General features: G+C 71.9%; 25 protein-coding genes. 20 read left to right on the top strand and 5 right to left on the bottom strand.

What is annotated here, in order from left to right; all coding sequences use genetic code 11:
• The first annotated feature begins 14 nt into the window (after positions 1-14).
• The 4 genes from dnaJ to proP all read left to right on the top strand — a co-directional run bounded on the left by dnaJ (position 15) and on the right by proP (position 3,901).
• The gene (gene dnaJ, locus ACMTAK_RS24880; RefSeq protein ID WP_413808262.1) at positions 15-1,193 is read left to right on the top strand and encodes a molecular chaperone DnaJ; all 1,179 of its coding nucleotides are present in this window, start codon (positions 15-17) and stop codon (positions 1,191-1,193) included.
• Position 1,194: 1 nt separating this feature from the next.
• Positions 1,195-1,668 carry a heat shock protein transcriptional repressor HspR gene (locus ACMTAK_RS24875; RefSeq protein ID WP_413808261.1) on the top strand — a complete coding sequence of 158 codons (474 nt, stop codon included), beginning with the start codon at positions 1,195-1,197 and terminating at the stop codon, positions 1,666-1,668.
• 196 nt (positions 1,669-1,864) lie between these two features.
• A complete protein-coding gene (locus tag ACMTAK_RS24870) occupies positions 1,865-2,236 on the top strand; it encodes a cupin domain-containing protein (RefSeq protein ID WP_413808260.1) in 372 nt (123 codons plus the stop codon).
• Between the two features lie 129 nt (positions 2,237-2,365).
• Entirely contained in the window at positions 2,366-3,901 is a 1,536-nt protein-coding gene (gene proP / locus ACMTAK_RS24865; protein ID WP_413812977.1) for a glycine betaine/L-proline transporter ProP, read from the top strand.
• 79 nt (positions 3,902-3,980) lie between these two features.
• Here proP and ACMTAK_RS24860 read toward each other — a convergent pair whose 3' ends face one another.
• A complete protein-coding gene (locus ACMTAK_RS24860; RefSeq protein ID WP_413808259.1) occupies positions 3,981-4,388 on the bottom strand; it encodes a pyridoxamine 5'-phosphate oxidase family protein in 408 nt (135 codons plus the stop codon).
• A 118-nt stretch (positions 4,389-4,506) separates the two neighbouring features.
• Between ACMTAK_RS24860 and clpB the strand changes: the two genes are divergently transcribed.
• Positions 4,507-7,104, top strand: a complete 2,598-nt coding sequence (gene clpB, locus ACMTAK_RS24855; RefSeq protein WP_413808258.1) for an ATP-dependent chaperone ClpB — start codon at positions 4,507-4,509, stop codon at positions 7,102-7,104.
• A 144-nt stretch (positions 7,105-7,248) separates the two neighbouring features.
• Positions 7,249-7,785: a YbjN domain-containing protein gene (locus ACMTAK_RS24850; protein ID WP_020869726.1), complete on the top strand. Its 537-nt coding sequence runs from the start codon at positions 7,249-7,251 to the stop codon at positions 7,783-7,785.
• Between the two features lie 79 nt (positions 7,786-7,864).
• Here ACMTAK_RS24850 and ACMTAK_RS24845 read toward each other — a convergent pair whose 3' ends face one another.
• The 4 genes from ACMTAK_RS24845 to ACMTAK_RS24830 all read right to left on the bottom strand — a co-directional run bounded on the left by ACMTAK_RS24845 (position 7,865) and on the right by ACMTAK_RS24830 (position 11,508).
• Entirely contained in the window at positions 7,865-9,064 is a 1,200-nt protein-coding gene (locus ACMTAK_RS24845; protein WP_413808257.1) for a hypothetical protein, read from the bottom strand.
• Between the two features lie 178 nt (positions 9,065-9,242).
• Entirely contained in the window at positions 9,243-10,415 is a 1,173-nt protein-coding gene (locus ACMTAK_RS24840) for a pyridoxal phosphate-dependent aminotransferase (RefSeq protein WP_413808256.1), read from the bottom strand.
• 72 nt (positions 10,416-10,487) lie between these two features.
• Positions 10,488-10,853 (bottom strand): VOC family protein, encoded by a 366-nt coding sequence (locus tag ACMTAK_RS24835; RefSeq protein ID WP_413808255.1) that lies wholly within the window; start codon positions 10,851-10,853, stop codon positions 10,488-10,490.
• 433 nt (positions 10,854-11,286) lie between these two features.
• Positions 11,287-11,508 carry a hypothetical protein gene (locus ACMTAK_RS24830; protein ID WP_413808254.1) on the bottom strand — a complete coding sequence of 74 codons (222 nt, stop codon included), beginning with the start codon at positions 11,506-11,508 and terminating at the stop codon, positions 11,287-11,289.
• A gap of 251 nt (positions 11,509-11,759) precedes the next feature.
• Here ACMTAK_RS24830 and ACMTAK_RS24825 point away from each other — a divergent pair, with 251 nt between their 5' ends.
• The 14 genes from ACMTAK_RS24825 (at position 11,760) to ACMTAK_RS24760 (ending at position 26,226) form a co-directional block, all read left to right on the top strand.
• Positions 11,760-12,704, top strand: coding sequence for a DUF5996 family protein (locus ACMTAK_RS24825; RefSeq protein ID WP_413808253.1), 945 nt, complete (start codon positions 11,760-11,762; stop codon positions 12,702-12,704).
• Positions 12,705-12,936: 232 nt separating this feature from the next.
• Positions 12,937-13,857 carry an alpha/beta fold hydrolase gene (locus ACMTAK_RS24820; protein ID WP_413808252.1) on the top strand — a complete coding sequence of 307 codons (921 nt, stop codon included), beginning with the start codon at positions 12,937-12,939 and terminating at the stop codon, positions 13,855-13,857.
• Positions 13,858-13,978: 121 nt separating this feature from the next.
• Positions 13,979-14,269 carry a hypothetical protein gene (locus ACMTAK_RS24815; RefSeq protein ID WP_413808251.1) on the top strand — a complete coding sequence of 97 codons (291 nt, stop codon included), beginning with the start codon at positions 13,979-13,981 and terminating at the stop codon, positions 14,267-14,269.
• 379 nt (positions 14,270-14,648) lie between these two features.
• On the top strand, positions 14,649-15,287 hold the full coding sequence (locus ACMTAK_RS24810) for a DUF2617 family protein (RefSeq protein WP_413808250.1): 639 nt from the start codon (positions 14,649-14,651) through the stop codon (positions 15,285-15,287).
• Positions 15,288-15,391: 104 nt separating this feature from the next.
• The gene (locus ACMTAK_RS24805) at positions 15,392-16,981 is read left to right on the top strand and encodes a polyamine aminopropyltransferase (RefSeq protein WP_413808249.1); all 1,590 of its coding nucleotides are present in this window, start codon (positions 15,392-15,394) and stop codon (positions 16,979-16,981) included.
• Between the two features lie 206 nt (positions 16,982-17,187).
• Positions 17,188-18,099, top strand: coding sequence for an SRPBCC domain-containing protein (locus ACMTAK_RS24800; protein ID WP_413808248.1), 912 nt, complete (start codon positions 17,188-17,190; stop codon positions 18,097-18,099).
• Positions 18,100-18,124: 25 nt separating this feature from the next.
• Entirely contained in the window at positions 18,125-18,976 is an 852-nt protein-coding gene (locus tag ACMTAK_RS24795; protein WP_413808247.1) for an aldose epimerase family protein, read from the top strand.
• A gap of 79 nt (positions 18,977-19,055) precedes the next feature.
• Positions 19,056-19,595, top strand: coding sequence for an orotate phosphoribosyltransferase (gene pyrE, locus ACMTAK_RS24790; RefSeq protein ID WP_413808246.1), 540 nt, complete (start codon positions 19,056-19,058; stop codon positions 19,593-19,595).
• A 175-nt stretch (positions 19,596-19,770) separates the two neighbouring features.
• Positions 19,771-20,793: a class II fructose-bisphosphate aldolase gene (gene fbaA / locus ACMTAK_RS24785; RefSeq protein ID WP_413808245.1), complete on the top strand. Its 1,023-nt coding sequence runs from the start codon at positions 19,771-19,773 to the stop codon at positions 20,791-20,793.
• A 109-nt stretch (positions 20,794-20,902) separates the two neighbouring features.
• Positions 20,903-22,465, top strand: a complete 1,563-nt coding sequence (locus ACMTAK_RS24780; protein WP_413808244.1) for an MFS transporter — start codon at positions 20,903-20,905, stop codon at positions 22,463-22,465.
• 63 nt (positions 22,466-22,528) lie between these two features.
• The gene (locus ACMTAK_RS24775; protein WP_014178261.1) at positions 22,529-22,942 is read left to right on the top strand and encodes a DUF3151 domain-containing protein; all 414 of its coding nucleotides are present in this window, start codon (positions 22,529-22,531) and stop codon (positions 22,940-22,942) included.
• A gap of 247 nt (positions 22,943-23,189) precedes the next feature.
• On the top strand, positions 23,190-24,032 hold the full coding sequence (locus tag ACMTAK_RS24770) for a tryptophan 2,3-dioxygenase family protein (protein ID WP_413808243.1): 843 nt from the start codon (positions 23,190-23,192) through the stop codon (positions 24,030-24,032).
• 55 nt (positions 24,033-24,087) lie between these two features.
• Positions 24,088-25,311, top strand: a complete 1,224-nt coding sequence (kynU, locus tag ACMTAK_RS24765) for a kynureninase (RefSeq protein WP_413812976.1) — start codon at positions 24,088-24,090, stop codon at positions 25,309-25,311.
• Between the two features lie 3 nt (positions 25,312-25,314).
• Entirely contained in the window at positions 25,315-26,226 is a 912-nt protein-coding gene (locus ACMTAK_RS24760; RefSeq protein ID WP_413808242.1) for an alpha/beta hydrolase, read from the top strand.
• Positions 26,227-26,253 lie beyond the last annotated feature (27 nt).

Genomic DNA, 26,253 nt, shown 5'->3' with positions numbered 1-26,253 from the left:
GAGGGACGTCGGGGATGAGCACCAAGGACTTCGTGGAGAAGGACTACTACAAGGTTCTCGGCGTCCCCAAGGACGCCACCGAGGCGGAGATCAAGAAGGCGTACCGGAAGCTCGCCCGCGAGTACCACCCGGACGCCAACAAGGGCGACGCCAAGGCGGAGGACCGGTTCAAGGAGATCTCCGAGGCCAATGACATCCTCGGGGACCCCAAGCGGCGCAAGGAGTACGACGAGGCCCGCGCGCTGTTCGGCAACGGGGGCTTCCGCCCCGGGCCGGGCGGACCGGGCTCCACCGGCAGCTTCAACTTCGACCTGGGCGACCTCTTCGGCGGCGGCGCGCAGGGCGGTGGCGGCGCCGGCGGCTTCGGCGGCGGGCTCGGGGATGTCTTCGGCGGGCTGTTCGGCCGCGGCGGCGCCACCCGTGCCCAGCCGCGCCGGGGCCAGGACATCGAGTCCGAGGTGACGCTCAGCTTCACCGAGGCCGTCGAGGGGGCCACGGTCCCGCTGCGGATGTCCAGCCAGGCCCCGTGCAAGGCGTGCTCGGGCACCGGCGACCGGGACGGCACCCCGCGGGTCTGTCCGACCTGTGTCGGCACCGGCCAGGTCAGCCGGGGCGGCGGGGGCGGCTTCTCGCTCACCGACCCGTGCGTGGAGTGCCGCGGCCGCGGGCTGATCGCGCAGAACCCGTGCGAGACCTGCAAGGGCAGCGGACGGGCCCGTTCCGCCCGCACCATGCAGGTCCGGATCCCCGCGGGGGTCAGCGACGGCCAGCGGATCAGGCTGCGTGGCAAGGGCGCTCCGGGCGAGACCGGCGGCCCGGCCGGCGATCTTTACGTGGTCGTGCACGTTGACCCGCATCCGGTCTTCGGCCGCAAGGACGACAACCTGACCGTCACCGTGCCCGTCACCCTTCCCGAGGCGGCGCTCGGCGGCGAGATCAAGGTCCCGACCCTGGGTGGCCCGCCGGTCACCCTGAAGCTGCCGCCCGGCACGCCCAACGGACGGACCATGCGCGCCCGGGGCAAGGGCGCGGTGCGCAAGGACGGCACCCGCGGAGACCTGCTGGTCACCGTCGAGGTCACGGTGCCGAAGGACCTGAGCGACCCGGCGCGTGACGCGCTGGAGTCGTATCGCGAGGCGACCGTGGGAGAGGACCCACGGGCGGAGCTGTTCAAGGCCGCGAAGGGAGTTTGAGATGGACGGCCGAGGAGGAATCGGAGGCAGGGCCGCTGGCCGACCCCGCAACCCCTATGAGCTGACCGAGGATTCGCCGGTCTACGTCATCTCGGTGGCCGCCCAGCTCTCCGGGCTGCACCCGCAGACCCTGCGTCAGTACGACCGCCTCGGCCTGGTCTCCCCGGACCGTACCGCCGGCCGCGGCCGGCGGTACTCCGCGCGCGACATCCAGCTGCTCCGCCAGGTCCAGCAGCTGTCCCAGGACGAGGGCATCAACCTCGCCGGGATCAAGCGCATCATCGAACTGGAGCACCAGGTCGCGGCCCTCCAGGCCCGGGTCGCCGAGCTCCAGGCCGCGGTCGAGGGCGCAGCGACGGCCATGCAGCAGCGCGAGGCCCAGGTCCACGCCTCCTACCGCCGCGACCTGGTCCGCTACCAGGACATCCAGCAGAGCAGCGCCCTGGTGGTCTGGCGCCCCAAGCGCCCGGAGTAGCGCCCGGCGCGTGGCTTGCGCATGGCTTGTGCAGCGGCCTGTGCGCGGCTTGATCGCGGGCCCGGTGACCGTCCCTACGGCCACCGGGCTTTTCGCATGCCCGGGACAGGCCCGATGACTGCCCGGGGGCTTTCCGGCCGGGCGCGCCGATGGCGCGGCTCGGGCGCACCATGGAGATATGGGAGGAGGTATCCCAATGGTGGAAGTCAAGACGATCGAGAAGCCGGACGAACGGCGTGACTTTCCCGGAGGCCATATCGAGGCCCTGCGTCTGACCGGGCTGGATTTCGCCGTGGGCACCTTCGAGCCCGGATGGCGCTGGCGGGAGTCGGTGCGGCCGATCGTGGGGACCGATCTGTGCGAGGTGCACCACAGGGGGATCGTGGTCCAGGGCCGGATGCGGCTGCGTACGGCCGATGGCGCGGAGGTCGAGGTGGGGCCCGGGGACGTATTCGTGGTGCCGCCCGGCCATGACGCCTGGGTGATCGGCGATGAGCAGGTCGTGGTGTACGACGTCGGCGGGCAGATGGCGGAGACCTACGCGAAGTCCAGCGATGCCGGGGCGTGAGCCCGGGGGCGGGAGTGGCGTCGGGTAGCGGTTCAGCCGGCGGCAGGGGACGAGATGACTACCGGTCCGAGACCACCGCGCGGCCCCCGCCGCGGTGGATGGCCGCACGGCAGTGCCCGTACCGACCAGCTGATCCGCACGCTGCTGCGCCGCCGCAAGGAGTCGCTGGCGATCGAGGACGTCACCGTCGTCGACAAGCCGGGGATGCGCCGCGCTGTCGCGGCGACGGCCATCGGCAACACCATGGAGTGGTTCGACTTCGGCGTCTACGCGTATGTCGCCGTCACCCTCGGCCATGTCTTCTTCCCCGCCGACGACCCCGCCACCCAGGTGGTCTCCACGTTCGCCACCTTCGCCGTGGCGTTCCTGGTGCGGCCGCTGGGCGGGCTGGTGTTCGGGCCGCTGGGCGACCGGATCGGGCGGCGGCGGGTGCTGTCCACCACCATGATCATGATGGCGACGGGCACCTTCGCGGTGGGCCTGCTGCCCGGCTACGACGCGATCGGCTTCGCCGCCCCGCTGCTGCTCCTGGCCTGCCGGGTGGTGCAGGGCTTCTCGACCGGCGGTGAGTACGCGGGGGCGACCACGTACATCGCCGAGTTCGCGCCCGATCAGCGCCGTGGCTTCCTCGGCAGCTGGCTCGACTTCGGCACCTTCATCGGCTATTCGCTGGGCTCCGGCCTGGTCACCGTGCTCACCGCCGCCATCGGTGAGACCGGGATGGTGGACTGGGGCTGGCGGGTGCCGTTCCTGGTGGCGGGGCCGCTGGGGCTGATCGGTCTGTACATGCGGCTGCGTCTTGAGGAGACCCCGGCGTTCCAGCAGGAGGCCGAGCGGGCGGCCGAGGCGGCGGAGGCGGCGGCGGCCCATGGCGAGCCCCGGCCGGTGGAGGAGGCGCGCCAGTCCGGGCGGGGGCGGCTGAAGGAGATCTTCACGCGGCACTGGCAGGCGGTGCTGGTCTGCATGGGTCTGGTGCTGCTGTACAACGTCACCAACTACATGGTGACGTCGTACCTGCCGACGTACATGGGCTCCACGCTCGGCCAGAACGCCACCACCGCCCAGGTGCTGGTGCTGGGCACCATGCTGTTCGTGGTGCTGGCGATCACGGTGGTCGGGCGCACATCCGACCGCTGGGGGCGGCGGCCGCTGTTCCTGTTCGGCAGCGTGGGCATGATCGTGCTGGCCGTTCCGGCGGTGCTGCTGATCCGGGAGGGCGGTGTCCTGCTGCCCGCGATCGGCTGTCTGATCCTGGGCGCGATGCTGGTCACCTTCGCGGGGACGAGCGCCGCGACGCTCCCGGCGCTGTTCCCGACCCGGCTGCGCTACGGCGCGCTGTCGATCTCGTACAACCTCTCGGTGTCGCTGTTCGGCGGGACCACGCCGCTGCTGGCCTCGTGGCTGGTGGCCACCACGCACAACACGCTGGTGCCCGCCTTCTACCTGATGGTGGCGGGCGTGATCGGGCTGATCGCCACGGTGTTCCTGCACGAGACGGCGGGGAAGCCGCTACGCGGTTCGGGGCCCATGGTGGAGACCGAGGAGCAGGCGCGTACGGCGGTGGCCGAGAGCCGCTCGGAGGCCGGGCGGCGCGCCCGCGACGTCTGGATCCGGCTGCGCCACCCCTGGGCGGGGGCGGGCCATCGGAAGGAGGACGAGGAGTGAGAGGCCTCAGGCCAAGGGGAGTGACGGGCCTCAGGGCCAGGAGGGGTGACGGCCCTCAGGCCAGGAGGGGTGACGGCCCTCAGCCCCGGCCCATGGCCCGCGTGAGGGCGATCTCGATGACGACGCGGTCCGGGTTGGGGCGGGGAGTGCGCTGGTAGCGCTCGGCGTAGCGGCGTTCGGCGTCCGCGATCAGTTCGGGCTCCTCCCGTACCACCGCGAGCCCCTCCAGCGTGGCCCACCGCCTGCCCGCCAGCTGGCAGACCGCGACCCGCGCACCGCCCTCGCCCGCCGCCGCCCGGACATGGGCGACCTTACGGCTGTGACGGTTCGCGATGACGCGGGCGAGCCCGGCCTCGGGGTCGTAGGTGACGCCGACCGGGACCACATGCGGAGTGCCGTCCGGGCGTGGGGTGGTCAGAGTGCACACATGGCGTTCGCGCCAGAAAGCGAGGTACTCGGGATCGGGGTTGCGGGGATCGACGGGCATGGTCCAGAACCTACGGCCAGAGGAGTGGCGTTCGCGAGGTTGAGTGGAATAGACTCAACTTTACGGAGGTTGGGTAGGGCAGGGATGGGAAGATCGGAGCGAGGAGGAGCACAGGGACGTGGATGCCGAGCTGACCAACAAGAGCCGGGCGGCGCTGAGCGCCGCCAATGACCGGGCGGTGTCCTCCGGGCATGCGGACATGACGCCCGCGCACCTTCTGCTCGCCCTGCTGCAGGGCCAGGACAACGAGAACGTGATGGATCTGCTGGCCGCCGTCGAGGCCGACGCGGCCCTGGTGCGCGACGGCGCCGAGCGGCTGCTCGCCGCCCTGCCCAGCGTCCAGGGCTCCACCGTGGCCCCGCCGCAGGCCAGCCGCGACCTGCTGGCCGTCATCGCGGACGCCACCCAGCGGGCCAGGGAACTCGGGGACGACTACGTCTCCACCGAGCACCTCCTCATCGGCATCGCCGCCAAGGGCGGCCAGGCCGGGGAGCTGCTCGACCAGCAGGGGGCGGGCGCCAAGAAGCTGCTCGCCGCGTTCGAGAAGGTCAGGGGTGGACAGCGGGTGACGACGCCCGATCCGGAGGGCACGTACAAGGCCCTGGAGAAGTTCGGCACGGACTTCACCGCCGCCGCGCGCGAGGGCAAGCTGGACCCGGTCATCGGCCGGGACCAGGAGATCCGCCGGGTGGTGCAGGTGCTCTCCCGGCGCACCAAGAACAACCCGGTGCTGATCGGCGACCCGGGCGTCGGCAAGACGGCCGTCGTCGAGGGGCTCGCCCAGCGGATCGTCAAGGGCGATGTGCCCGAGAGCCTGCGCGACAAGCGCCTGGTCGCCCTCGACCTCGGCGCGATGGTCGCGGGCGCGAAGTACCGCGGTGAGTTCGAGGAGCGGCTGAAGACCGTCCTGGCCGAGATCAAGTCCAGCGAGGGCCAGATCATCACCTTCATCGACGAGCTCCACACCGTGGTCGGCGCGGGCGCCGGCGGCGACTCCGCGATGGACGCGGGCAACATGCTCAAGCCGATGCTGGCCCGCGGTGAGCTGCGCATGGTCGGCGCCACCACCCTCGACGAGTACCGCGAGCGGATCGAGAAGGACGCCGCGCTCGAGCGCCGCTTCCAGCAGGTGCTGGTGGCCGAGCCGACCGTCGAGGACACCGTCGCCATCCTGCGCGGGCTCAAGGGCCGCTACGAGGCCCACCACAAGGTGCAGATCGCCGATGGCGCGCTGGTGGCCGCCGCCGCCCTCTCCGACCGGTACATCACCTCCCGCTTCCTGCCCGACAAGGCCATCGACCTGGTGGACGAGGCGGCCTCCCGGCTCCGGATGGAGATCGACTCCTCGCCCGTGGAGATCGACGAGCTCCAGCGGTCGGTGGACCGGATGCGGATGGAGGAGATGGCCCTCGCCCGGGAGACCGACGAGGCCAGCAAGCAGCGGCTGGAGAAGCTGCGCCGCGACCTCGCCGACAAGGAGGAGGAGCTGCGCGGCCTCACCGCCCGCTGGGAGAAGGAGAAGCAGGGCCTCAACCGCGTCGGTGAGCTGAAGGAGAAGCTGGACGAGCTGCGCGGCCAGGCCGAGCGCGCCCAGCGCGACGGCGACTTCGACACCGCCTCCAAGCTGCTGTACGGGGAGATCCCGGCCGTCGAGCGGGAGCTGGCCGAGGCGTCGGAGGCCGAGGCCGAGGCCGAGGTCCAGGGGGACCGCCCGACGATGGTCAAGGAGGAGGTCGGCCCGGACGACGTGGCCGATGTGGTCGCCTCCTGGACCGGCATCCCCGCGGGCCGGCTGCTGGAGGGCGAGACGAGGAAGCTGCTGCGCATGGAGGACGAGCTGGGCAAGCGGCTGATCGGCCAGAACGAGGCCGTACGGGCCGTCTCGGACGCCGTGCGCAGGACCCGGGCGGGCATCGCCGACCCGGACCGGCCCACCGGTTCGTTCCTCTTCCTCGGCCCCACCGGCGTGGGCAAGACCGAGCTGGCCAAGGCGCTCGCCGACTTCCTCTTCGACGACGAGCGGGCCATGGTCCGCATCGACATGAGCGAGTACGGCGAGAAGCACAGCGTGGCCCGGCTGGTCGGCGCCCCGCCCGGCTACGTCGGCTACGAGGAGGGCGGCCAGCTCACCGAGGCGGTGCGCCGCCGCCCGTACAGCGTGGTGCTGCTGGACGAGGTGGAGAAGGCCCACCCCGAGGTCTTCGACATCCTGCTCCAGGTCCTGGACGACGGGCGGCTCACCGACGGCCAGGGCCGGACGGTGGACTTCCGCAACACCATCCTCGTGCTCACCTCCAACCTGGGCAGCCAGTACCTGATGGATCCGCTGCTCGGCGAGGAGGAGAAGAAGCAGAGCGTCCTGGAGACCGTGCGGACCTCCTTCAAGCCCGAGTTCCTCAACCGCCTGGACGACCTCGTGGTCTTCTCCGCGCTCAGCGGCCCGGAGCTGGCCCGGATCGCCGAGCTCCAGATCGCCCGGCTGGCCCGCCGCCTCGCCGACCGCAGGCTCACCCTCGACGTCACCCCGGCCGCGCTGGAGTGGCTCGCCGAGGAGGGCAACGACCCGGCGTACGGGGCGCGCCCGCTGCGCCGGCTGATCCAGACCGCGATCGGCGACCGGCTGGCCAAGGAGATCCTCGCCGGGGAGGTCCGGGACGGCGACAAGGTCCGGGTGGACCGGGTCGGTGGCGACCTGCTGGTGGGCCCCGCGCAATAGCGGCCCGGGGCCGCTCGGCACCCCCGGTCCGGCCGGTCCTCGCGGCGGTCGTTTCGGCCGGATCGGGCAATGTACGGCCGGGGTTGCACGGCGGGGGCGGGTGTGAGGGAGGATGGCGGTATTCCATACGAAGGGAAATCCACGGTGAGCATCGACCCGTCCTCGATTCCGAATTTCGGGGGTCAGCCCGAGCCCGAACCGACGGGTCCGAGCGGCCCTGTGCTGCCAGACCAGGACCTGGTCAAGCAGCTGCTGGAGCAGATGGAGCTGAAGTACGTCGTCGACGAGGAGGGGGACCTCGCCGCGCCGTGGGAGCAGTTCCGCACCTACTTCATGTTCCGCGGTGAGGAGGAGCAGCAGGTCTTCTCCGTCCGCACGTTCTACGACCGTCCGCATGGCATCGATGAGAAGCCGCGGCTGCTCGAGGCGATCGACGACTGGAACCGCCGCACCCTGTGGCCGAAGGTCTACAGCCACACCAATGACGACGGCACGGTCCGGTTGATCGGCGAGGCGCAGATGCTGATCGGCACCGGCGTCAGCCTGGAGCACTTCGTGTCCTCCACGGTCAGCTGGGTGCGGGCTTCGATCGAGTTCGACCGCTGGCTGGTCGAACAGCTCGGTCTGGAGGCCGACATCGAGTCGGACGGCGACGACAAGCCGGGCGACGACGAGGCCTGAGCGGGCCCGGCAGTACCCCGGCGTCACCTTGGCCGTACCCCGGCCGTACCTCGGTCGGCGAGGCCGTCGGCCGTGTCGGTCAGACCGGGCTGGCCGCCATGGTCAGCAGATACGTCCCGTAGAGACAGGAGAGCCCGGCCAGCGCGCCGCCCACCAGGACGGCGGTGCGCGGCCGGGCTCTTGCCATCGCCAGCGCCGCCGGGAGCAGCAGCGGGAAGGCGGGCAGCAGGAAGCGCGGCTTGGACGCGAAGTAATTGGCGCCGGCGAGCGCGATGAACACCAGGGCGAGGGTGTAGACGGCCAGCGGCAGCGGCGGTGGCCGCAGCGCGAGCCCGACCAGGGAGATCACCGAGGCGCCGACGACGAGCAGCGCCATGTAGTACGACAGATAGCCGCTCCCCATGATCAGGGAGCGGGCGGAGCGGAAGCCGCTCGCACCGAGATCGAGATACGTCCCCCAGTCGGCCTGGACGTCCAGATAGCCGCGCCAGGTACCGCGCCGCACCCCCACCCACGCGGCGTAGCCGAGCCAGCCGAGCGGTGACAGCGCGGCCCCCGCCCACACCCGCCAGGACGTACGCCCGCGGTGCCGCCGGATCTCGGCGGCCGCGCAGACGCACACGGCCGCCGCGACCGCGAGCCCGTTGGGCCGGGTGGCCCCCGCGCACAGCGCGAGCGCCCCGGCCGACAACCAGCGCCCGGTCAGCAGCGCGTACAGCGACCAGGCCGCCAGCGCCGTCAGCAGCGACTCGGTGTACGCCATGGACTCGACGACCGCATGCGGCAGCAGCCCCCACAGCGCGACCAGCGCCAAGGCCACCCGCCGTCCGTACAGCCGCTCCCCGACCGCGTGGATCCCCCAGGCCGCCAGCCCGGCCGCGGCCCAGGCGATCAGCAGCCCGGCCGTCACCGCGCTCACGGGGACGATGTCGGTGACGGCCCGGATCAGCGCCGGGTAGAGCGGGAAGAACGCGAGATCGCTGAAGCTCAGGCCGGGGTGGGTGGCGGAGGGGCGGCTGGTGCCGTAGCCGTGCTGGGCGATGCCCACGTACCAGAGGCTGTCCCAGTAGTGCCCGAGCCGCGTCCGCGGATGCATCCCGGCGTGCCAGGCGCCCAGCGCCACGCAGACGATCCCGGCGGCCCGCACCGTCGCGTACACCGCGAGCGCGAGCCACGCCCGCCCCAGCGACGCACCGACCCGCCCGAGCACCCGCCGCCGTCCCGTCTGCCGCCGGGGCGGCTCCGGGGTCCGTGTGGACGCGGCGGTGTCGGCGGACACGGAGACCTCCGGTGCGGGCGCACGACGGGCACACTACGGGCATGTGACGGACCTGCGCCGAGCCCCCGGGAGGGGACGGACCAGGGGGCTCGGCGGACACACCGACCATCCGCCAGGCCGCGGACGCCCGCGACCGGGGAAGTCCAACCGGGGGAGCGGGGCGACCGGCCGCGGCGCGTCAGCCCTGGGCGAGGGTCTTGAGGCGGGCCACGGCGTCCGTAAGGACCTCTTCGCGCTTGCAGAAGGCGAACCGGACGAAGGGGGAGCCCTGGTCCTGGTGGTCGTAGAAGACCGCGTTCGGGACCGCGACCACACCGCACCGCCCGGGGAGGGAGCGGCAGAAGGCGAAGCCGTCGGTCTCCCCGAGGGGGCGGATGTCGGTGGTGATGAAGTAGGTGCCCGAGGGGCGGAAGACGTGGAAGCCCGCGTCGGTCAGGCCGTCGGCCAGCAGATCGCGCTTGGCGCGCAGATCGTCCCGGATGCCGTGGAAATAGGCGTCGGGGAGGGCCAGCGCCTCGGCCACCGCGTACTGGAAGGGGCCCGCCGAGACATAGGTGAGGTACTGCTTGGCCGAGCGCACCGCCGTGACCAGCTCGGGAGCGCCGGTCACCCAGCCGACCTTCCAGCCCGTGAACGAAAACGTCTTTCCACTGCTGCTGATGGTGACCGTCCGCTCGCGCATCCCGGGGAAGGAGACGAGCGGGGTGTGCTCGGTGCCGAAGACGAGGTGCTCGTAGACCTCGTCGGTGACCACCAGCAGATCGCGCTCGACGGCGAGCTCGGCGACCGCGGCCAGCTCATCGCGGGTGAGCACGGTGCCGGTCGGGTTGTGCGGGGTGTTGAGCAGGATGAGCCGGGTGCGGTCGGTGACGGCGGCGCGCAGCTCGTCCAGGTCCAGACGGAAGGCGTCCCCGTCGGGGCGCAGGGTGACGGGCACGCGGACGCCGCCCGCCATGGCGACACAGGCGGCGTACGAGTCGTAGTACGGCTCCAGCGCGACCACCTCGTCGCCCGGCTCCACCAGCGCCAGCAGCGACGCCGCGATGGCCTCGGTGGCGCCCGCGGTGACCAGCACCTCGGTGTCGGGGTCGAAGCCCAGGCCGTACCAGCGCCGCTGGTGCTCGGTGACGGCGGTCCGCAGCTCGGGCACGCCGGGGCCGGGCGGATACTGATTCCCCCGACCGTCCCGCAGCGCGCGTACGGCGGCCTCGCGCACCTCCTCGGGGCCGTCGGTGTCCGGAAAGCCCTGCCCGAGGTTGATGGCGCCGGTGCGCACGGCGAGGGCGGACATCTCGGCGAAGATCGTGGTGCCGAAGGCGGCCAGTCGGCGGTTGAGCGGCGGTCGTCCCATGGCGCCCATACTCCGCCGGACCATCGGCCTCCATCAACTCTCCCCCTGCCCGGCGTGGGGTGAAGGGCGACGTCAGGCCCAGACGTTGGCCCGTGCCCGAAAGGCCTCGGGCTCGCTTTCCACGGGCAGTACGCACACCAGGTGGCCACCAGGAACTCGTAGCACCCGGCACTCCTGCCACCGCGAGATCTGCTCGGCACCCAGGGCGAGCAAGCGCGTGGTTTCCGCCTCGACGTCGTCGGTCTCGATGTCCAGGTGGATACGGGGTGCGTCGTCGACCGCTTGGACGGCGGTGACCAGCCCCGGCAGAGCCTCATGAAGCGTGGTGAACTGCGGCTCCGGCGGAAACGGCTCAGCGGTGACGCCGAGAGCCGCCGACCAGAAGGCGGTCGCCCGGGCGGCCTCGGCTTCGGGCGTGTCGAGCAAGACGGCGTACACACGGCTCCGATGCATGTACGGCAACTACCCCCTTGAGCCGTCAGCCAGTCGCGGCACGCTTGCCGCGTGCAGCGGCCGGCTGACGGGTGGCTGACGGGCTCGGCTTCAGGGCTACGCTCGCGGGCATGACTGATTTCCTCACCGCAGCAACGATGACAGCCCGCGGGTAGCTGTTGGAACCACCGCTAGGCAGCCTTGGGCCGCGCCGCACGCGTTCCCGGTGCGGGCTCCTGCGCGTCCTCGGACCAGAAGGTCTCGTCTTCTTCGAAGTCCGGGGCCTGGAAGGGGGTTGTCGTCGGAGGCGGCGATACCGCGGTGGAACGGCGGGGTTGCCCTTCCAGGGCGGAGAACAGCGACGTCGGGTTGATGAGAGGTCTACCTTTCGTTACAGGTCCCTGATGGGGCCTGGTGTGCCGTGACCGGGCACAGCGGCCTACAGCTTGGTCATCTTGGCGTACGGGCTCAAGATCCGCCTTTGCGCCGAGCCGAAATCCACGAGCGCCGCGATTCCGCTCTCGATGCCGATCACCCGGCCGAGGCCGTACATGTCGTGTGTGACCTGGTCGCCCATGGCGAAGTGCTTGGGAGCCGGTGTGACCGGGGCCTTGAAGGGGCTGGTAGGCAAATGACGCTTCGGTGCCGCAGGCTTTGTCATGGTTCAGTATGAGCCTACGTGTAACCCACTCGCTGTGGCCGTGGGCACAGATCCGGACGGCAACAACCGTGTCACGCCGCTGACCTGGTGTTTTCGAAACCCGGCATTTGATGAGCTGGGCTTTTGAGGGAAACGGGGCACACACTCGCTGGTTTTCTGCGCTGGTTTTGAGTGGCCGGATGGGCGGGTACTCGGCCGGAATCCATCGTCCGCGCGTTGACGCCAGAGCGGTGAGTCCCGCGGGAGGCGAGATGGCCGAGCAGAGGACACGGCAGGCCGGCGCCTGGCCGCGGCTCCGGCTGGAGGACTGGGCCGAGACCCGGGACACCCTGCACATGTGGACCCAGATCGTCGGCAAGATCCGGCTGGACCACGCGCCACCGGCCAATCAGTGGTGGCAGGTGACCTTGTATGTCACCCCGCGCGGGCTGAGCACGTCCACGGTGCCGTACGGGACCGGGGCGTTCGATATTGAGTTCGATTTCATCGATCACCGGCTGGGGGTCCGGGTCAGCGACGGAAGCCGGCGCGAGCTGGCGCTGGAGTCCAAACCGGTGTCCCAGTTCTACTCGGAGATCATGGGCCTGCTGGGGGACCTGGGCATCCAGACCCGGATGCACCCCCGGCCGAACGAGGTGCCCGTGGCGATTCCGTTCCCGGAGGACCACCGGCATGTGGCGTACGACCCGTACGCCGCACGGCTCTTCTGGGGGCAATTGCTGAACGCACACCGGGTGTTCGGGGAATTCCGGTCCCATTTCGTCGGCAAGGCCAGCCCCGTGCACTTCTTCTGGGGAGCGATGGACCTGGCCGTCACCCGCTTCTCGGGCCGCACCGCGCCGCCGCATCCCCCCGGCGGGGTGCCGAACCTGCCGGACCGGGTGACGCGGGAGGCGTACTCCGTCGAGCTGTCCAGCTGCGGCTTCTGGCCCGGCGGCGGGGAGGAGGGCGGCTTCTACTCCTACGCCTACCCCGAGCCCGCCGGTTTCGCCGACCAGCCGGTCCGGCCCGCGACGGCCTCGTACCGGCGGGATATCGGCGAATTCGTGCTGCCCTACGAGGCGGTCGCCACCGCGCCCGATCCGGACCGGACGCTGAGCGAATTCCTGCACAGCACCTATGAGGCGACCGCCGAACTGGCCGACTGGGACCGCGCGGTCCTGGAGGCCGACCCCGTCCACTGGGAGCACCGCTGAGCGGCTCCGCGGGAAGTGCCGCGAGCCGCCGGTCGTTCGTCCGCGGCTGCGTCGTGGCTGGTCGCCCACGCGGCGGAGCCGCGCATCGCTCTGCCCGGCGCTCAGCGGTTGTCCCCCGGGCGAGCTACGTGCGGGTGCGCTCCGGGTGGTGACGATTCCGGGGCTCCGGGTCCATAGCGTCTGAGACGCCCGCGGGGAGCGGGTGACCCAGACTCTCTCAGGGGGAAGAACGATGATCCGCAGTGCCCGGGTGTCCGCTGTGATCGCGCTGTCCTGCGCCGTGGCCGGTGTGGGGCTGGTCGGCTGTGAGGATTCCACGAAGGCGGATTCCGAGACGTCCGCCACCACGTCCGCCGCCGCTTCGGAGAAGGCGGACGAGCAGGACTTGCTCACCGGCACCAAGAAGATCGAGGTCGGCGGCCAGTTGGTGAACGTGTCCTGTTCGGGGACTTCGGCGGACGGCGGGCCAGTCATCATGCTCATGGCCGGGGGCGGCGACGGGCTGGACAAGGTGGCCGGGATCCAGAAGACCCTGAGCAAGAAGAACCGGGTCTGCTCCTACGACCGGCCCGGCGAAGGCGCCAGCGACGAGCCCGACGGGCCGCAGACCCTCAAGAGCACGGGGAAGGTGCTGACCGCGGTGCTCGACCGGGTCGCCGGTGACGACCCGGTCGTCCTGGCCGGGCATTCGCTGGGTGGGCTGATCGCCGCCCGGTACGCCCCCGACCATCAGGACAGGATCAAGGGGCTGGTCCTGATGGACGCCACCTCGCCGACCCAGACGGCCGATCTCAACAAGGGAATCCCCGAGTCCGCCACCGGCCCGGCGGTCGAACTGCGTGAGCAGACGCTGGCGATCCTTCACGGAGGGGAGCCGGAAAAGCTCACGGTGCCGGACGGGAAGGTCCGTTCCGCCGGGGACATCCCGGTGGAGGTGATCCACCACGGGAAGCAGTACCTCGCGGAGGTGCCCGACTACGGGCCGGGCCTGGAGCGGGCGTGGACCAACGGCCAGCGCAAGTGGCTCGCGGTCTCCAGCCGCTCCAAGCTGAGCACCGCCAAGACCAGCGGGCACTACATCTACGTCGACCAGCCGGATGTCGCCGTGCGGGCGATCGAGCGCGTCACTTCCCAGGCCGCCGACCGCGCCTAGGACGCGCGCCGAACCTCTGGACTTCCTCAACTCCGCTTTGACCCCGCATGAGGTCGGGCATGGGACCCGGCAGGTACGAAGCGGTACCTCGCTACGGGGGATTGGAAGGAGAGTGAGGACCATGGGTCCTGTTGTCATCTTTGTCGTCCTGGCGTTCACGTTCGCGGCGCTCGCCGCGCTGGGCGCCGGCCGGTCGAAGGGGTACAGCGGGCGGCGCAAGCGGTCCTGGGGGGCCGGTTCCAGCGGGGCCGCCGGTGGCGGCTGGTGGGCCGGTGGCGACGGCGGTGGTGGCCATCACGGGGGTGGTCACCACGGCGGCGGTGGCTGCGGCGGCGGAAGCGGCTGCGGCGGCGGGGGTGGCTGCGGTGGCGGTGGCGGCGGTGGTGGCGGTGGCTGCGGCGGGGGTGGCTGACCCGGTCCCCGCGGCCTTTACGGTCGCCGCGCGGCCTTACGGCCGCCACGCCGTTCTTACGGTTGCCATGTCGGTTGCCACGTCCTTCTTACGGTTGCCAGGCCGTCCCTACGGCCGTGAAGCGATGAGCCAGCGCCCGGCGCGCCAACGTGCGCCGGGCGCTGGCTTGTTGAACACTTGACCTAGGGAGCGCCCTAGGGGGTGGAAACCCGGCGAAGATGGGTAAAAACGATGTGGCGCCCAGCATTTCATGATTCCGTATACCACCAATCGACCTTACGGCCCCACGTGGGCACGAGCCGCCGTATGCGCATGCCCCTGGTCCCCCGCGGGGCGAGCTGGCCCAACTTTTTCCACTGCGTGCTTGCGGAGCCGATCCATGCTCACGACCCTCAAGACTGCCTACACCGATACCCGCGCCGCTGACCTCGCCTGGGGCCTGGGACGGGAACCGCTTCCCGCCCTCGCTGTGCTCGATCTTCAACTCCATGATTTCGCCGTTCAGTTGAGGCTTCTGGGAGCCTCGCACCAAGTCCTCCTCGAAGGGGAGGGCAGCCGTTGCTCGGAGACCGTGGCCTGTATGTCCGGCAACAGCACCCCCTTACCGCTGGGGGTTTCCACCCTCGTCGACGGCCGCGAATACGAATTCGCGGCGCGCGTCGAGGAGTTGTCGCAAGGGGCCTTCGCCGGGCGAGCGCAGGAGCTGCTCGCGCTGGTGGCCGACCATCCGCACGGTCTGGCCGGTACGTTCCCCGGCAGCCCGAACGCCTTCACGGCGCTGCTCGCGCAGTGGAACGAGGGCACGGTGGGCTGGCGGACCTGGCATGCCTACCCCCAGGAGGGGCGGTTGGTCACCACCCGCACCTGTGTGGGGGCCCGGGTGCCGGCCGCGCTCCGGCCGCCGGGCGCGGGTGGGCTCGATATGGGTGGCCTGCCCGGTGGCCTGCCGGGTGGGCTGCCGAGCGGCCTGTCGGACGGGCTGTCGGGTGAAGCGGCGCCCCAAGTCCCCTGCGTCTGAAGGGGATCGCGCGTGGCGAGAGGCCATCGATGCCAGATGTGCGAACGGCAATGCACTCGTGTGGGGGACGAGACGTAAGCGATATGTGACGTAGCGTTCCCTTTGTGATCGATTCGCCCACGTCCGTCGTCTCGGATGCGCCGTCGTCGTCGGAATCCGGCCCTCCGGCGCGGCTGCCCGTGCGGGCGGGGCTCGGCCGCTTTCTCGTGCTCGGTACGGTCTTCGTCTGCGCCGCCTGCGGGCTCGTCTACGAGCTCGAACTCGTCGCCCTCGCCTCGTACTTGGCGGGTGACTCGGTCACCCAGGCATCCGTGGTGCTGTCCGTGATGGTCTTCGCCATGGGCGTCGGCTCGCTGCTGGCCAAGCGGCTGCGCTGCCGGGCCGCCGTGGGCTTCGGCGCCGTCGAGGCGGTGCTCGCGCTCGTCGGCGGCTGCTCGGCGATGGCGCTGTACGCGTGCTTCGCGTGGGGCGGTCACTCGCGCTCCCCGCTCGTCGGCTTCTCGTTCGCCATCGGTGTGCTCATCGGGGCCGAGGTGCCGCTGCTGATGACCCTCATCCAGCGGGTGCGCCGGCAGGACGCGGGCGGCGCGGTGGCCGATCTGTTCGCGGCGGACTATGTGGGCGCGCTGGTCGGCGGACTCGCCTTTCCCTTTCTGCTGCTGCCCGCGTTCGGCCAGCTGACCGGCGCGCTGGTCACCGGCGCGGTCAACGCGGTCGCGGGCGGTGCGCTGGTGCTCTGGCTGTTCCGCCGGGATCTGAGCGTACGGGCGCGGTGGACGCTGATCGTCGCCAATGGGCTGGTGCTCGCCGCGCTGGCCGCCGGTGCCGTGCTGACCCCCTCCTTCGAGCGGGCCGCCCGACACGCCGTCTACGGACCGGGGGTGCGGGTCGCGCTGCGCACCGGCGAGCAGGAGATCGTGCTGGTGGGCGGGGGCACCAGCGGGCGGCCGCTGTCGCTGTTCCTCAACGGGCGGCTGCGGGTCAGCGGGCGCGACGAGGTCCGCTACCACGAGGCGCTGATCCACCCGGCGATGGCCGCCGGACCGCATGCCCGGGTGCTGGTGCTGGGTGGGGGCGACGGGCTCGCGGTGCGCGAGATCGTGCGGTACGCGGGGGTCCGCTCGGTGACCGTCGTGGAGCGCGACGCGGAGGTGGTGCGGCTGGCCCGGCGCGATCCCGGGCTGTCCGCGCTCAACGGCGGCGCCTACCGTGATCCGCGGGTGCGGGCGGTGACGGCGGACGCCTTCGACTGGCTGCGCCGGTCCATGGCGTACGACGTGGTGGTGTGCGATCTGCCCGCCCCCGAGCTCACCCCGAGCACCAAGTACTACTCCCAGGAGTTCTATGGCCTGGCCGAGCGGGTGCTGGCGCCCGGCGGTCGGCTGGTGGCCCACGCCGGGCCGCTGCGGCCCGATCCGCGGGCGTTCTGGACGGTGGACGCGACGATGCGCTCGGTCGGGCTGCGGACCACTGCGTATGTGATCGGCGCACCGCGCCCCGGGCGCGGCAGCCCGCACGACTGGGGCTTCGTCCTGGCGGCGCGTTCCCCGGTGGCGCTGCGGCTGGCCCCGCACCGGCCGCGGCCGCGCTCGCTGACGGAGGAGGGGCTGCGGGCGGCCCGCCGCACGGCCGAGCGCGCTCGAGAGGGAGGTCTGCCCCCGTCGACGCTCATGCGTCCGCGCTATGGGGAGTGACGCCCCGGGGTCCGGAGGCGGACGTCGGGCCTGGCGGCGGACGTCGGGCCCGGCGGTGGGCGGCGGGCCCGGCGGTGGGCGCCCAGCCGCGTGCGGGGCATGTCCGCGCGCCGGGGGGCTCGCGTCGGCGGCGTGCGTCAGCGGCGCGCGTGAAAGTTGCGCGGGAACGGGTCTCAGCGAACGTGTGATGGGTACTGTCTTGACCTATGGAGCATGAGGTGTTCGTTCCGTTTCCCGTCGACACCGTCCGGCTGGCGCTCGCGGAGCCCGCCCGCGTCGCTCGTTGCGTTCCCGGGCTCCAGCAGGACGCCGATGAGGCCGCCGGTCCGCTCGCCGGTCGGCTGCGGCTGCGCATCGGCGGATCCACCATCACCTATCGCGGCGCGCTGCGCGTCGTCCGGCGCGCCGATGCCTTCGAGGTCGAGGGAGAGGGAGGCGAGGCGCGCGGCAGCGGCTCGGTGAAGCTCGCGCTGACCATCACGCCGAAGCCCGTCGAGGGCGGTACGCAGCTGAACTGCTCCGGGACGGTCCACAGCGACGGACGGCTGGCCGAGTTCGACGACGAGGCGGCCACCACCGTGGCCCGCCGGATGCTGGACCGGTTCGCCGCGGCGCTCACGGCCGGGCTGGAGACGTCCCCGATCGGCGCGCCCACGGAGGACGAGGCCCCCGGCCAGGCCGCCGACGAGAGCACTGACGAGGCCACCGGCGAGACCACCGACGCGGCCGCTGACGCGGGTGCGGCCGCCGCCGCGGACGAGACCGGCCTGCCGACCGAGGCCGAGCTTCCGCTGTCGGCCGACGACATGGACATCGAGGACGTCGGCGACCTCGAGGATCTCGACGAGGTGGACGGCGTCGAGGAGCCGGTCGGCTTCGGCGATCTCGACGACCTGGACGAGGAGCCCCCGGCCGAGGCCGCCCACGCCCGCCGCACGATGATCGGCCGCTCCACCGAGGAGGTCGACCACGCCCCGCCGCGCGGCCGCTACGCCCCGGTCCCCGCGCCCGAGACCGTCTCCACCAGCGCCACACTGCGCTGGGCCGCGCCCGCCGCGGCCGTCGTGCTCGCCTCCGTCGTCGTCGTGGGCCGTCGCGTACTTCGCCGCCGCCGATGAGCCTGGGCGCATAGGCTCGGTGTTTGTGACCACCGAAGACACAACGGAGACCAAGGGCGTACGGCTGACCGCCGGGGACGCCGAGCTGACCGTCTCGCCCGAGAACGGCTGCCGCATCGGTTCACTGCGCATCGGCGGTACGGAGCTGCTGCGGCAGGGCCCGCGGTTCGGGTCGTTCCCGATGGTGCCGTGGTGCGGCCGGACCGGGTTGGGCCGGTTCCGCAACGGCGGGCGGACCCACCAACTGCCCATCAACTCCCCGCCGCACGCGATCCACGGGACCGGCCGGAACGTCGAATGGACCCCCGTCGCCACGGGCCAGTCCAGCGCGGCCTTCACCTATGACCTCGCCGACCCCTGGCCGTACGAGGGCCGGGTCACCCAGACCTTCGAGCTCTCCCCGGACAGCCTGACCGTCACCATGAGCGTGGAGACCGAGGGCGATTCCTTCCCGGCGCAGGCGGGCTGGCATCCGTGGTTCCGGCGGAACCTGGACGACGGCGGCGCCGATGCCGAGATCGGCCCCGATGCGGAGATCGGCCCCGACGTCGAGATCGCCTTCGATGCCGCATGGCAGGAGGAGCGCGGCGAGGACCACCTCCCCACCGGCCGCCGGATCGCGCCGAAGCCCGGCCCCTGGGACGACTGTTTCGGGATGCCGCAGGGGGTGGATGTCACGCTCACCTGGCCCGGCCGGCTCGAGCTGAAGGTCACCAGTCGGACGGAGTGGGTGGTCGTCTACGACGAGCAGGCGGAGGCGGTGTGCGTCGAACCGCAGTCCGGCCCGCCCAACGGCCTCAACCTCTTGCCGCGCCTGGTCACCCCCATCGAGCCGCTGGAGATCGCCATGACCTGGAGCTGGCGCGCACTGGCCTGACGTGGTCGGGATGACGTGTCGGTCTCACGGTACGGAGTGGCTTGGGGGGTTCCGAGGGCCACCGCATAAGCTCAGGCGCATGAGCGATGCGCGTGACGCCCTGCTGCAGCAGATCAAGGACAAGGCCGTGGTCCACGGCAAGGTGACCCTCTCCTCCGGGCGTGAGGCCGACTACTACATCGACCTGCGCCGGATCACCCTGGACGCCGAGGCCGCGCCGCTGGTCGGGCAGGTCATGCTCGAGACTACGGCCGATCTGGAGTACGACGCGGTGGGCGGGCTGACCCTGGGAGCCGACCCGGTGGCCACGTCCATGCTGCACACCGCCGCCGCGCGCGGCCGCCGGCTCGACGCCTTCGTGGTCCGCAAGGCCCAGAAGACGCACGGTATGCAGCGGCGGATCGAGGGTCCGGACATCGCGGGCCGCCGGGTGCTGGTGGTCGAGGACACCTCCACCACCGGCGGTTCGCCGCTGACCGCGGTGGAGGCGGCGCGGGAGGCGGGCGCGGAGGTCGTCGCGGTCGCGACGATCGTCGAGCGCGGCGCCGCGCCCGCGATCGCGGACGCCGGGCTGCCGTACCTCCCGGCGTACTCGCTCACCGACCTCGGGTTGAGCTGAATCATGCAGGCTGGGAGGTGGGCGGTTTCACGTGAAACCGCCCACCCCCGTCCGTGTGGTCTCGGCGTGCGCCGTGTGGAGCAATCGGCGGAGTCTGGGATTATGGCCCCGACGATGACGTCGCCCCTAGGTCAGGGCCAAGTACGACTAACCCGCACATACAAGGAGCGGTCAGATGCCCATCGCATCCCCTGAGATCTACAACGAGATGCTCGACCGGGCGAAGGCGGGCAAGTTCGCCTACCCGGCGATCAACGTGACCTCGACGCAGACTCTGCACGCCGCCCTGCGCGGCTTCGCCGAGGCGGAGAGCGACGGCATCGTCCAGATCTCCACCGGTGGTGCCGAGTTCCTGGGTGGCCAGTACAAGAAGGACATGGTGACCGGTGCGGTCGGCCTCGCCGAGTTCGCGCATGTCGTGGCCCAGAAGTACCCGGTCAACATCGCCCTCCACACCGACCACTGCCCCAAGGACAAGCTGGACGGCTATGTCCGTCCGCTGATCAAGGTCTCGCAGGAGCGCGTCGCCAAGGGCCAGAACCCGCTGTTCCAGTCGCATATGTGGGACGGTTCCGCCGAGACGCTCGCCGACAACCTCGACATCGCGCAGGAGCTGCTGGCCGAGGCGGTCAAGGCGAAGATCATCCTCGAGGTCGAGATCACTCCGACCGGTGGCGAGGAGGACGGCGTCACGCACGAGATCAACGACAAGCTGTACACGACGGTGGACGACGCCCTGCGCACCGCCGAGGCTCTGGGCCTGGGCGACAAGGGCCGCTACCTGCTGGCCGCCTCCTTCGGCAATGTCCACGGTGTCTACAAGCCGGGCAATGTCGTCCTCCGCCCGGAGCTGCTGCGCGACCTCCAGGACGGTGTCGGCGCGAAGTACGGCAAGCAGGACCCGTTCTTCTTCGTCTTCCACGGCGGCTCCGGCTCCACGGAGCAGGAGATCCGCACCGCGCTGGAGAACGGCGTGGTGAAGATGAACCTCGACACGGACACCCAGTACGCCTTCAGCCGCCCGATCGCGGACCACATGTTCCGCAACTACGACGGGGTGCTGAAGGTGGATGGCGAGGTCGGCAACAAGAAGACGTACGACCCGCGGAGCTGGGGGAAGCTGGCCGAGACGGGGATGGCCGAGCGGGTCACCGAGGCTTGTGGGCATCTTCGGTCCACCGGGACGAAGCTGAAGTAGTTCTCCGGCTCGCCCCTTCGGGCCCGGCTCCTCGCCTTGCGGCGAGTTTGCCGGGCCCGTTTGCGTTCTGGGCTGGCCCCGGGGGCGCCGCCCGGGGCATGATCCAGGTATGGCAGGTGTGCGACTGTCCGTGCCGGCCGGGCGGTGGTTGGTGTTCACCACCGTGCTGGGTTCCGCGATGGCCCTGCTCGACAGCACCGTCGTCAATGTCGCCCTGCCGCGTATCGGCCTCGACCTGGGCGCCGATCTGCCCGTACTCCAGTGGACCGTCAACGCCTACATGCTCACCCTGGCCGGGCTGATCCTGCTCGGCGGGGCGCTCGGGGACCGGTTCGGGCGGCGGCGGGTGTTCGTCATCGGGGTGGTGTGGTTCGCGCTGGCCTCGCTGGCGTGCGGGCTGGCGCCGAACGCCGGGGTGCTCATCGCCGCGCGTGCGTTCCAGGGCATCGGAGGGGCGCTGCTCACCCCCGGGTCGCTGGCGCTGATCCAGTCGGTGATCCACCGCGATGACCGGGCGCGGGCGATCGGACTGTGGTCCGGCTTCGGCGGTATCGGGGCGGCGATCGGGCCGTTCCTCGGCGGCTGGCTGGTGGACGGGCCCGGCTGGCGCTGGGTGTTCTTCATCAATGTGCCGCTGGCGGCGGTGTGTGTGCCGGTGGCTTTGCGCCACGTACCGGAGACCCGCGATCCGCGGCCGCGCGGCCGGTTCGACGTCCTCGGCGCCGTGCTGGGGGCGGCGGCCCTCGCCCTGGTCACCTATGCGCTGATCGCCGCGCCGCAGAAGGGCACCTCGCCCGCCGTGGTGGTTCCGGGCGTCGCCGGGCTGGCGCTGGGGGCGGTCTTCATCGTGTTGGAGCGGAGGCTGCGCGAGCCGATGCTGCCGCCGTCCATCTTCGCCTCCCGACAGTTCAGCGCCGTCAATGTGGTGACCCTGTGCGTCTACGCGGCCTTCGGCGGCTTCTTCTTCCTCTCGGTGCTCGACCTCCAGGTGGTGGTAGGCTACTCCGCGCTCGCCGCCGGTACCGCGCTGCTGCCCACGACCACGCTGATGCTGCTGCTGTCGGCCCGTTCGGGGGAGCTGGGGAAGCGCATCGGCCCGCGGATCCCGCTGACCGTCGGCCCGCTGCTGTGCGCGGGGGGGATGCTGCTGATGACCCGGGCCGGGGTGGGGGCGGTGTACTGGCGGGACATCCTGCCCGCGCTGTTGGTGCTGGGCCTGGGCATGGTCGTGGTGGTCGCCCCGCTCACCGCGACCGTCCTGGCCTCGGTGGACGTCGCCCGCGCGGGCCTGGCCAGCGGTGTGAACAACGCGGCGGCGCGGGCGGCCGGGCTGGTCGCGGTGGCGGCGCTGCCGCTGCTCGCGGGGATGGGCCCGGAGGCGTACCGATCGGCGGACGCCTTCTCGAGCACCTTCCGGCGGGCGATGCCGATCTGCGCCGGGGTGCTGGTGCTGGGGGCTCTCCTCGCCTGGCGCACGGTGGGCTCGAACGCGCTGGAGCAGGCGGGCGCGGAGGCGGGGGCGGAGCCGGAGAGGGCTGGGGCCGCGGTGCCGGCGGAGGGCGCCGAGGGCGCCGCGCGGGCGGCGGGGCCGCCGTGCCGCCCCGAGTGCGCCTACCACTGCGGGGTGTCCGCGCCGCCCCTGGACCCGGGCGACCGAAGCCAACGCACCTGACCCGCGTCCTCCTCATGGCTTGAGCGTGTCGGGTGGGGCCCCGGACCAGGCAGACTGGAACCCATGGCCATTCACGAGAACCTGCTCGGGGGACCGCCCCCGACCCATCTGCCCGACGACCCGGAGCCGCGCGAGCTGCTCGCCTCCGGCGCGGCCCCGGCCGAGGTCGCCGCGAAGTACCCGGCCTCCTCGCTCGCCTGGGCGCAACTCGCCGACGAGGCGTTCGAGGCCGGCCGGGTGGTCGAGTCCTACGCGTACGCCCGCACCGGCTACCACCGCGGGCTGGACGCGCTGCGCCGCAGCGGCTGGAAGGGCCACGGTCCGGTGCCCTTCGAGCACGAGCCCAACCGGGGCTTCCTGCGCGCCCTGCACGCCCTCGCGCGCGCCGCGCAGTCCATCGGCGAGCAGGAGGAGTACGAGCGCTGCTCGACCTTCCTGCGTGAGAGCTCCCCGACCGCGGCGGACACGCTCTCCTGATTCACGTCTCCTGATCCACATCTCCTGATCTCGCCTCGCCTGATCCGCTGGGACAGGGCGAGGCGCACCGGGCCTGTGGGGTGTCATATGCCCCACGGGCCCCTTCCGTACTTGCCGAACCTCCGCGCTGCGCGGATGATGCGGTGCGGGGCCCCTTCGGCTGTGGGCCCCGAGGGGACCGGGGCTCCGAGACCGAAGGGAAGGGGCGGACCGCTACCCGGTAGCGAGCAGTACTCAGGAGATTGCGATGTCGCAGCAGCCTGTCCCTCACCACGCCGAGTCCGACGCCCCGAATCTGGACTTCGACGGCACCACGCCGTACGAGGACTACGTCCAGGCGTCCGTGCTCACCCACCTCCAGCACCCCCTCTCCGACGACCCCGGCGAGATGGTGTTCCTGGTCACCACCCAGGTCATGGAGCTGTGGTTCACCGTGATCGTCCATGAGTGGCAGACCGCCGCGCAGGCGCTGCGCGAGGACGATCTGCCCACCGCGATGGCCGCGCTCCAGCGCTCGGCGTACGAGCTGGAGTCGCTCAACGCCTCGTGGACACCGCTGGCCCATCTCACCCCCGGCCAGTTCAACGCGTACCGCTCCGCGCTCGGCGAGGGCTCCGGCTTCCAGTCGGCGATGTACCGGCGGCTGGAGTTCCTGCTCGGCGAGAAGTCCGCGTCCATGCTCGTCCCGCACCGGGGCGCGCCGCGGGTCCACGCCGAGCTGGAGAAGGCGCTGACCGAGCCCAGCCTCTACGACGAGGTGCTGCGCCATCTCGCGCGCCGCGGCCTCGCCGTCCCGGCCGCGGTGCTGGACCGCGACCCCGCCCTGCGCCATGAACCGGACCCCGGGGTGGAGCGGGTCTGGGAGGAGATCTACTCAGGCCCGGGAGACAGCGAGCTGATCCGGCTCGGCGAGGCGCTCACCGAGGTCGCCGAGCTGGTGTGGCGCTGGCGCAATGACCACCTGGTGGCGACCCGGCGGGCGATGGGCTCCAAGACCGGCACCGGTGGCTCGGCCGGGGTCGCCTGGCTGGAGAAGCGCGCGGCCAAGAACGTCTTCCCCGAGCTGTGGACGGCGCGCAGCCATGTCTGACGCGACGATTCCCACGGGGTCGGCTGATGCCGAGCCGACCGAGCCCGGCCCGTCCATGAACGGTCTCCCCAAGGCCGCTCCGGCCGACGAGGCCGCCAGGCTCGACGCGGCCGACCCGCTGCGCGCCAAGCGCGACGCCTTCACCCTCGACGACACGATCTACCTCGACGGCAACTCACTGGGCGCGCTGCCCCGCGCCGTCCCGCCCCGGCTGGCCGACGTGGTCGCCCGCGAATGGGGTGAGCTGCGCATCCGCTCCTGGGAGGAGAGCGGCTGGTGGACCGCGCCGGAGCGGATCGGCGACCGCGTCGCCCGGCTCATCGGCGCCGCCCCCGGCCAGGTCGTGGTGGGCGACTCGACGAGCGTGAACGTCTTCAAGGCGGTCGTCGCTGCCGTACGGATCGCCCAGGAGCGCGGCGCCCACCGGGATCAGATCCTGGTGGACGAGGCCACCTTCCCCACCGACGGCTATATCGCCGAGTCCGCCGCCCGGATGACCGGCTGCACCGTGCGGCCGGTGGCCGCGGGCGACGTCCCGACCGCCGTCGGCGCGCGCACCGCCGTCGCGCTCGTGAACCATGTGGACTACCGCACCGGCCGCCTCCACGACCTGCCCGGGACCACGGCCGCCGTGCACGCGGCGGGCGCGCTCGTGGTGTGGGACCTGTGCCACAGCGCGGGAGCCCTGCCGGTCGGGCTGGACGCCCATGGGGTGGACCTCGCGGTGGGCTGCACGTACAAGTACCTCAACGGCGGGCCCGGCGCGCCCGCGTATCTGTATGTCGCCCAGGCCCATCAGCCCCGCTTCGACTCGCCGCTGCCCGGCTGGAACTCGCATGCCGACCCCTTCGGCATGGCCTCCGCCTACACCCCGGCCGACGGCGCGGTCCGCGGCCGCGTCGGCACCCCGGACATCCTCTCGATGCTGGCGCTGGAGGCCGCGCTCGAGGTGTGGGACGACGTGCCGATCGAGGACGTCAGGGCCAAGAGCCTGGCCCTGACGGACTTCTTCCTCCGCTGCGTCGAGACTTACGTCCCGGCGGGCCGCGTCCGGTCGATCACCCCCGCCGCACACGCCGAGCGCGGCAGCCAGGTGGCGCTGCGGTGCGCGGCGGCGGGGGAGGCCGGGGAGGTGATGGCGGAGCTGGTGCGGCGCGGTGTCGTGGGCGACTTCCGCCGCCCCGATGTGCTGCGCTTCGGCTTCACCCCGCTCTATACGGGCTTCGCCGAGGTGGAGCGGGCGGCGCGGGTGCTGGCCGATGTGCTGAAGGAGGGCTGACCGGTGGGCGGGGCGACGGGGGCGGCGGCCGAGGAGACGTCGGTCTTCGGGCTCGCGCCCGTGGAACCGGCCCGTACCGCCGCGTACGGCCAACACCCGGACCAGGTGGTGGACTTCTACCTTCCGCCACCCGGGACGGACAGGGCCGCCCGCCCCGCCCCGCTGGTCCTCCTCTTCCACGGCGGCGCCTGGCGCGCCCCCTACGACCGCCGCCATGTCTCGCCGTTCGCCGCCTTCCTGGCGGGGCGGGGCCTGGCGGTGGCGTCCGTCGAGTACCGGCGCGGTGGGGCGGACCCCGCGCGGGCCGGGCGGTGGCCGGAGACGTTCGACGACATCGCGGCCGCCGTGGACTCCGTGCCGGGCCTCGTCCGGGACCTCGGACTCCCCGGGGCCGACCCGGACCGCGTGGTGCTCACCGGGCACTCCGCGGGCGGGCACGCCGTGCTGTGGGCGGCGGCCCGGCACCGGCTGCCGTCCGGCACTCCCTGGCATCTGGCCTCCCCCTCCCCGCTCCGCGGCGTCGTCGCCCTGGCCCCCATCGCCGACCTCGCCACCGCCCGTGCGCTGGACGTCTGCTCCGGCGCCGTCGACGAACTCCTCGGCGAAGGCGAAGGCGCGGGCGGTGTTGGCAGCGGTGGTGGTGGCGATGAGCTGACGGTCCGGCTGGGCCTCGCCGACCCCGCCGCGCTGCTGCCCACCGCGGTCCCCACCACCATCGTGCAGGGCGGCACCGACATCGACGTGCCACCGGCGGTCGCGGACGCCTTCGCGGAGGCGGCGGCCCGTGCCGGACAGGACGTACGGCTGATCAGGACCGACGGCGGCCACTTCCCGCCCATCGACCCCACGTCGCCCGCGGCGCACACCGTCGCCGACGAGATCGACCGCCTGGCGGGGACGGACGCGGCCGCCTAGTACTTGAGACGGACACCGCACAATCCA

Source organism: Streptomyces lacaronensis (assembly GCF_047337785.1).
GTDB lineage: Bacteria > Actinomycetota > Actinomycetes > Streptomycetales > Streptomycetaceae > Streptomyces > Streptomyces lycopersici.
Note: the sequence above shows the minus strand (reverse complement) of the source record. Positions and strands in the feature narration are given on the sequence as shown.

Bases quoted from the DNA above. Each gene is read 5' to 3' on its own strand.
- ACMTAK_RS24860 (WP_413808259.1), bottom strand. From the start codon at position 4,388: ATGCCCGTCGATCCCCGCAACCCCGATCCCGAGTACCTCGCTTTCTGG.
- ACMTAK_RS24815 (WP_413808251.1), top strand. From the start codon at position 13,979: ATGGGTCCTGTTGTCATCTTTGTCGTCCTGGCGTTCACGTTCGCGGCG.
- ACMTAK_RS24830 (WP_413808254.1), bottom strand. From the start codon at position 11,508: ATGACAAAGCCTGCGGCACCGAAGCGTCATTTGCCTACCAGCCCCTTC.
- ACMTAK_RS24770 (WP_413808243.1), top strand. From the start codon at position 23,190: ATGTCGCAGCAGCCTGTCCCTCACCACGCCGAGTCCGACGCCCCGAAT.
- ACMTAK_RS24870 (WP_413808260.1), top strand. From the start codon at position 1,865: ATGGTGGAAGTCAAGACGATCGAGAAGCCGGACGAACGGCGTGACTTT.
- pyrE (WP_413808246.1), top strand. From the start codon at position 19,056: ATGAGCGATGCGCGTGACGCCCTGCTGCAGCAGATCAAGGACAAGGCC.
- ACMTAK_RS24840 (WP_413808256.1), bottom strand. From the start codon at position 10,415: ATGGGACGACCGCCGCTCAACCGCCGACTGGCCGCCTTCGGCACCACG.
- ACMTAK_RS24810 (WP_413808250.1), top strand. From the start codon at position 14,649: ATGCTCACGACCCTCAAGACTGCCTACACCGATACCCGCGCCGCTGAC.
- ACMTAK_RS24780 (WP_413808244.1), top strand. From the start codon at position 20,903: ATGGCAGGTGTGCGACTGTCCGTGCCGGCCGGGCGGTGGTTGGTGTTC.
- ACMTAK_RS24875 (WP_413808261.1), top strand. From the start codon at position 1,195: ATGGACGGCCGAGGAGGAATCGGAGGCAGGGCCGCTGGCCGACCCCGC.
- kynU (WP_413812976.1), top strand. From the start codon at position 24,088: ATGAACGGTCTCCCCAAGGCCGCTCCGGCCGACGAGGCCGCCAGGCTC.
- ACMTAK_RS24775 (WP_014178261.1), top strand. From the start codon at position 22,529: ATGGCCATTCACGAGAACCTGCTCGGGGGACCGCCCCCGACCCATCTG.
- fbaA (WP_413808245.1), top strand. From the start codon at position 19,771: ATGCCCATCGCATCCCCTGAGATCTACAACGAGATGCTCGACCGGGCG.
- dnaJ (WP_413808262.1), top strand. From the start codon at position 15: ATGAGCACCAAGGACTTCGTGGAGAAGGACTACTACAAGGTTCTCGGC.
- ACMTAK_RS24820 (WP_413808252.1), top strand. From the start codon at position 12,937: ATGATCCGCAGTGCCCGGGTGTCCGCTGTGATCGCGCTGTCCTGCGCC.
- ACMTAK_RS24800 (WP_413808248.1), top strand. From the start codon at position 17,188: ATGGAGCATGAGGTGTTCGTTCCGTTTCCCGTCGACACCGTCCGGCTG.
- ACMTAK_RS24825 (WP_413808253.1), top strand. From the start codon at position 11,760: ATGGCCGAGCAGAGGACACGGCAGGCCGGCGCCTGGCCGCGGCTCCGG.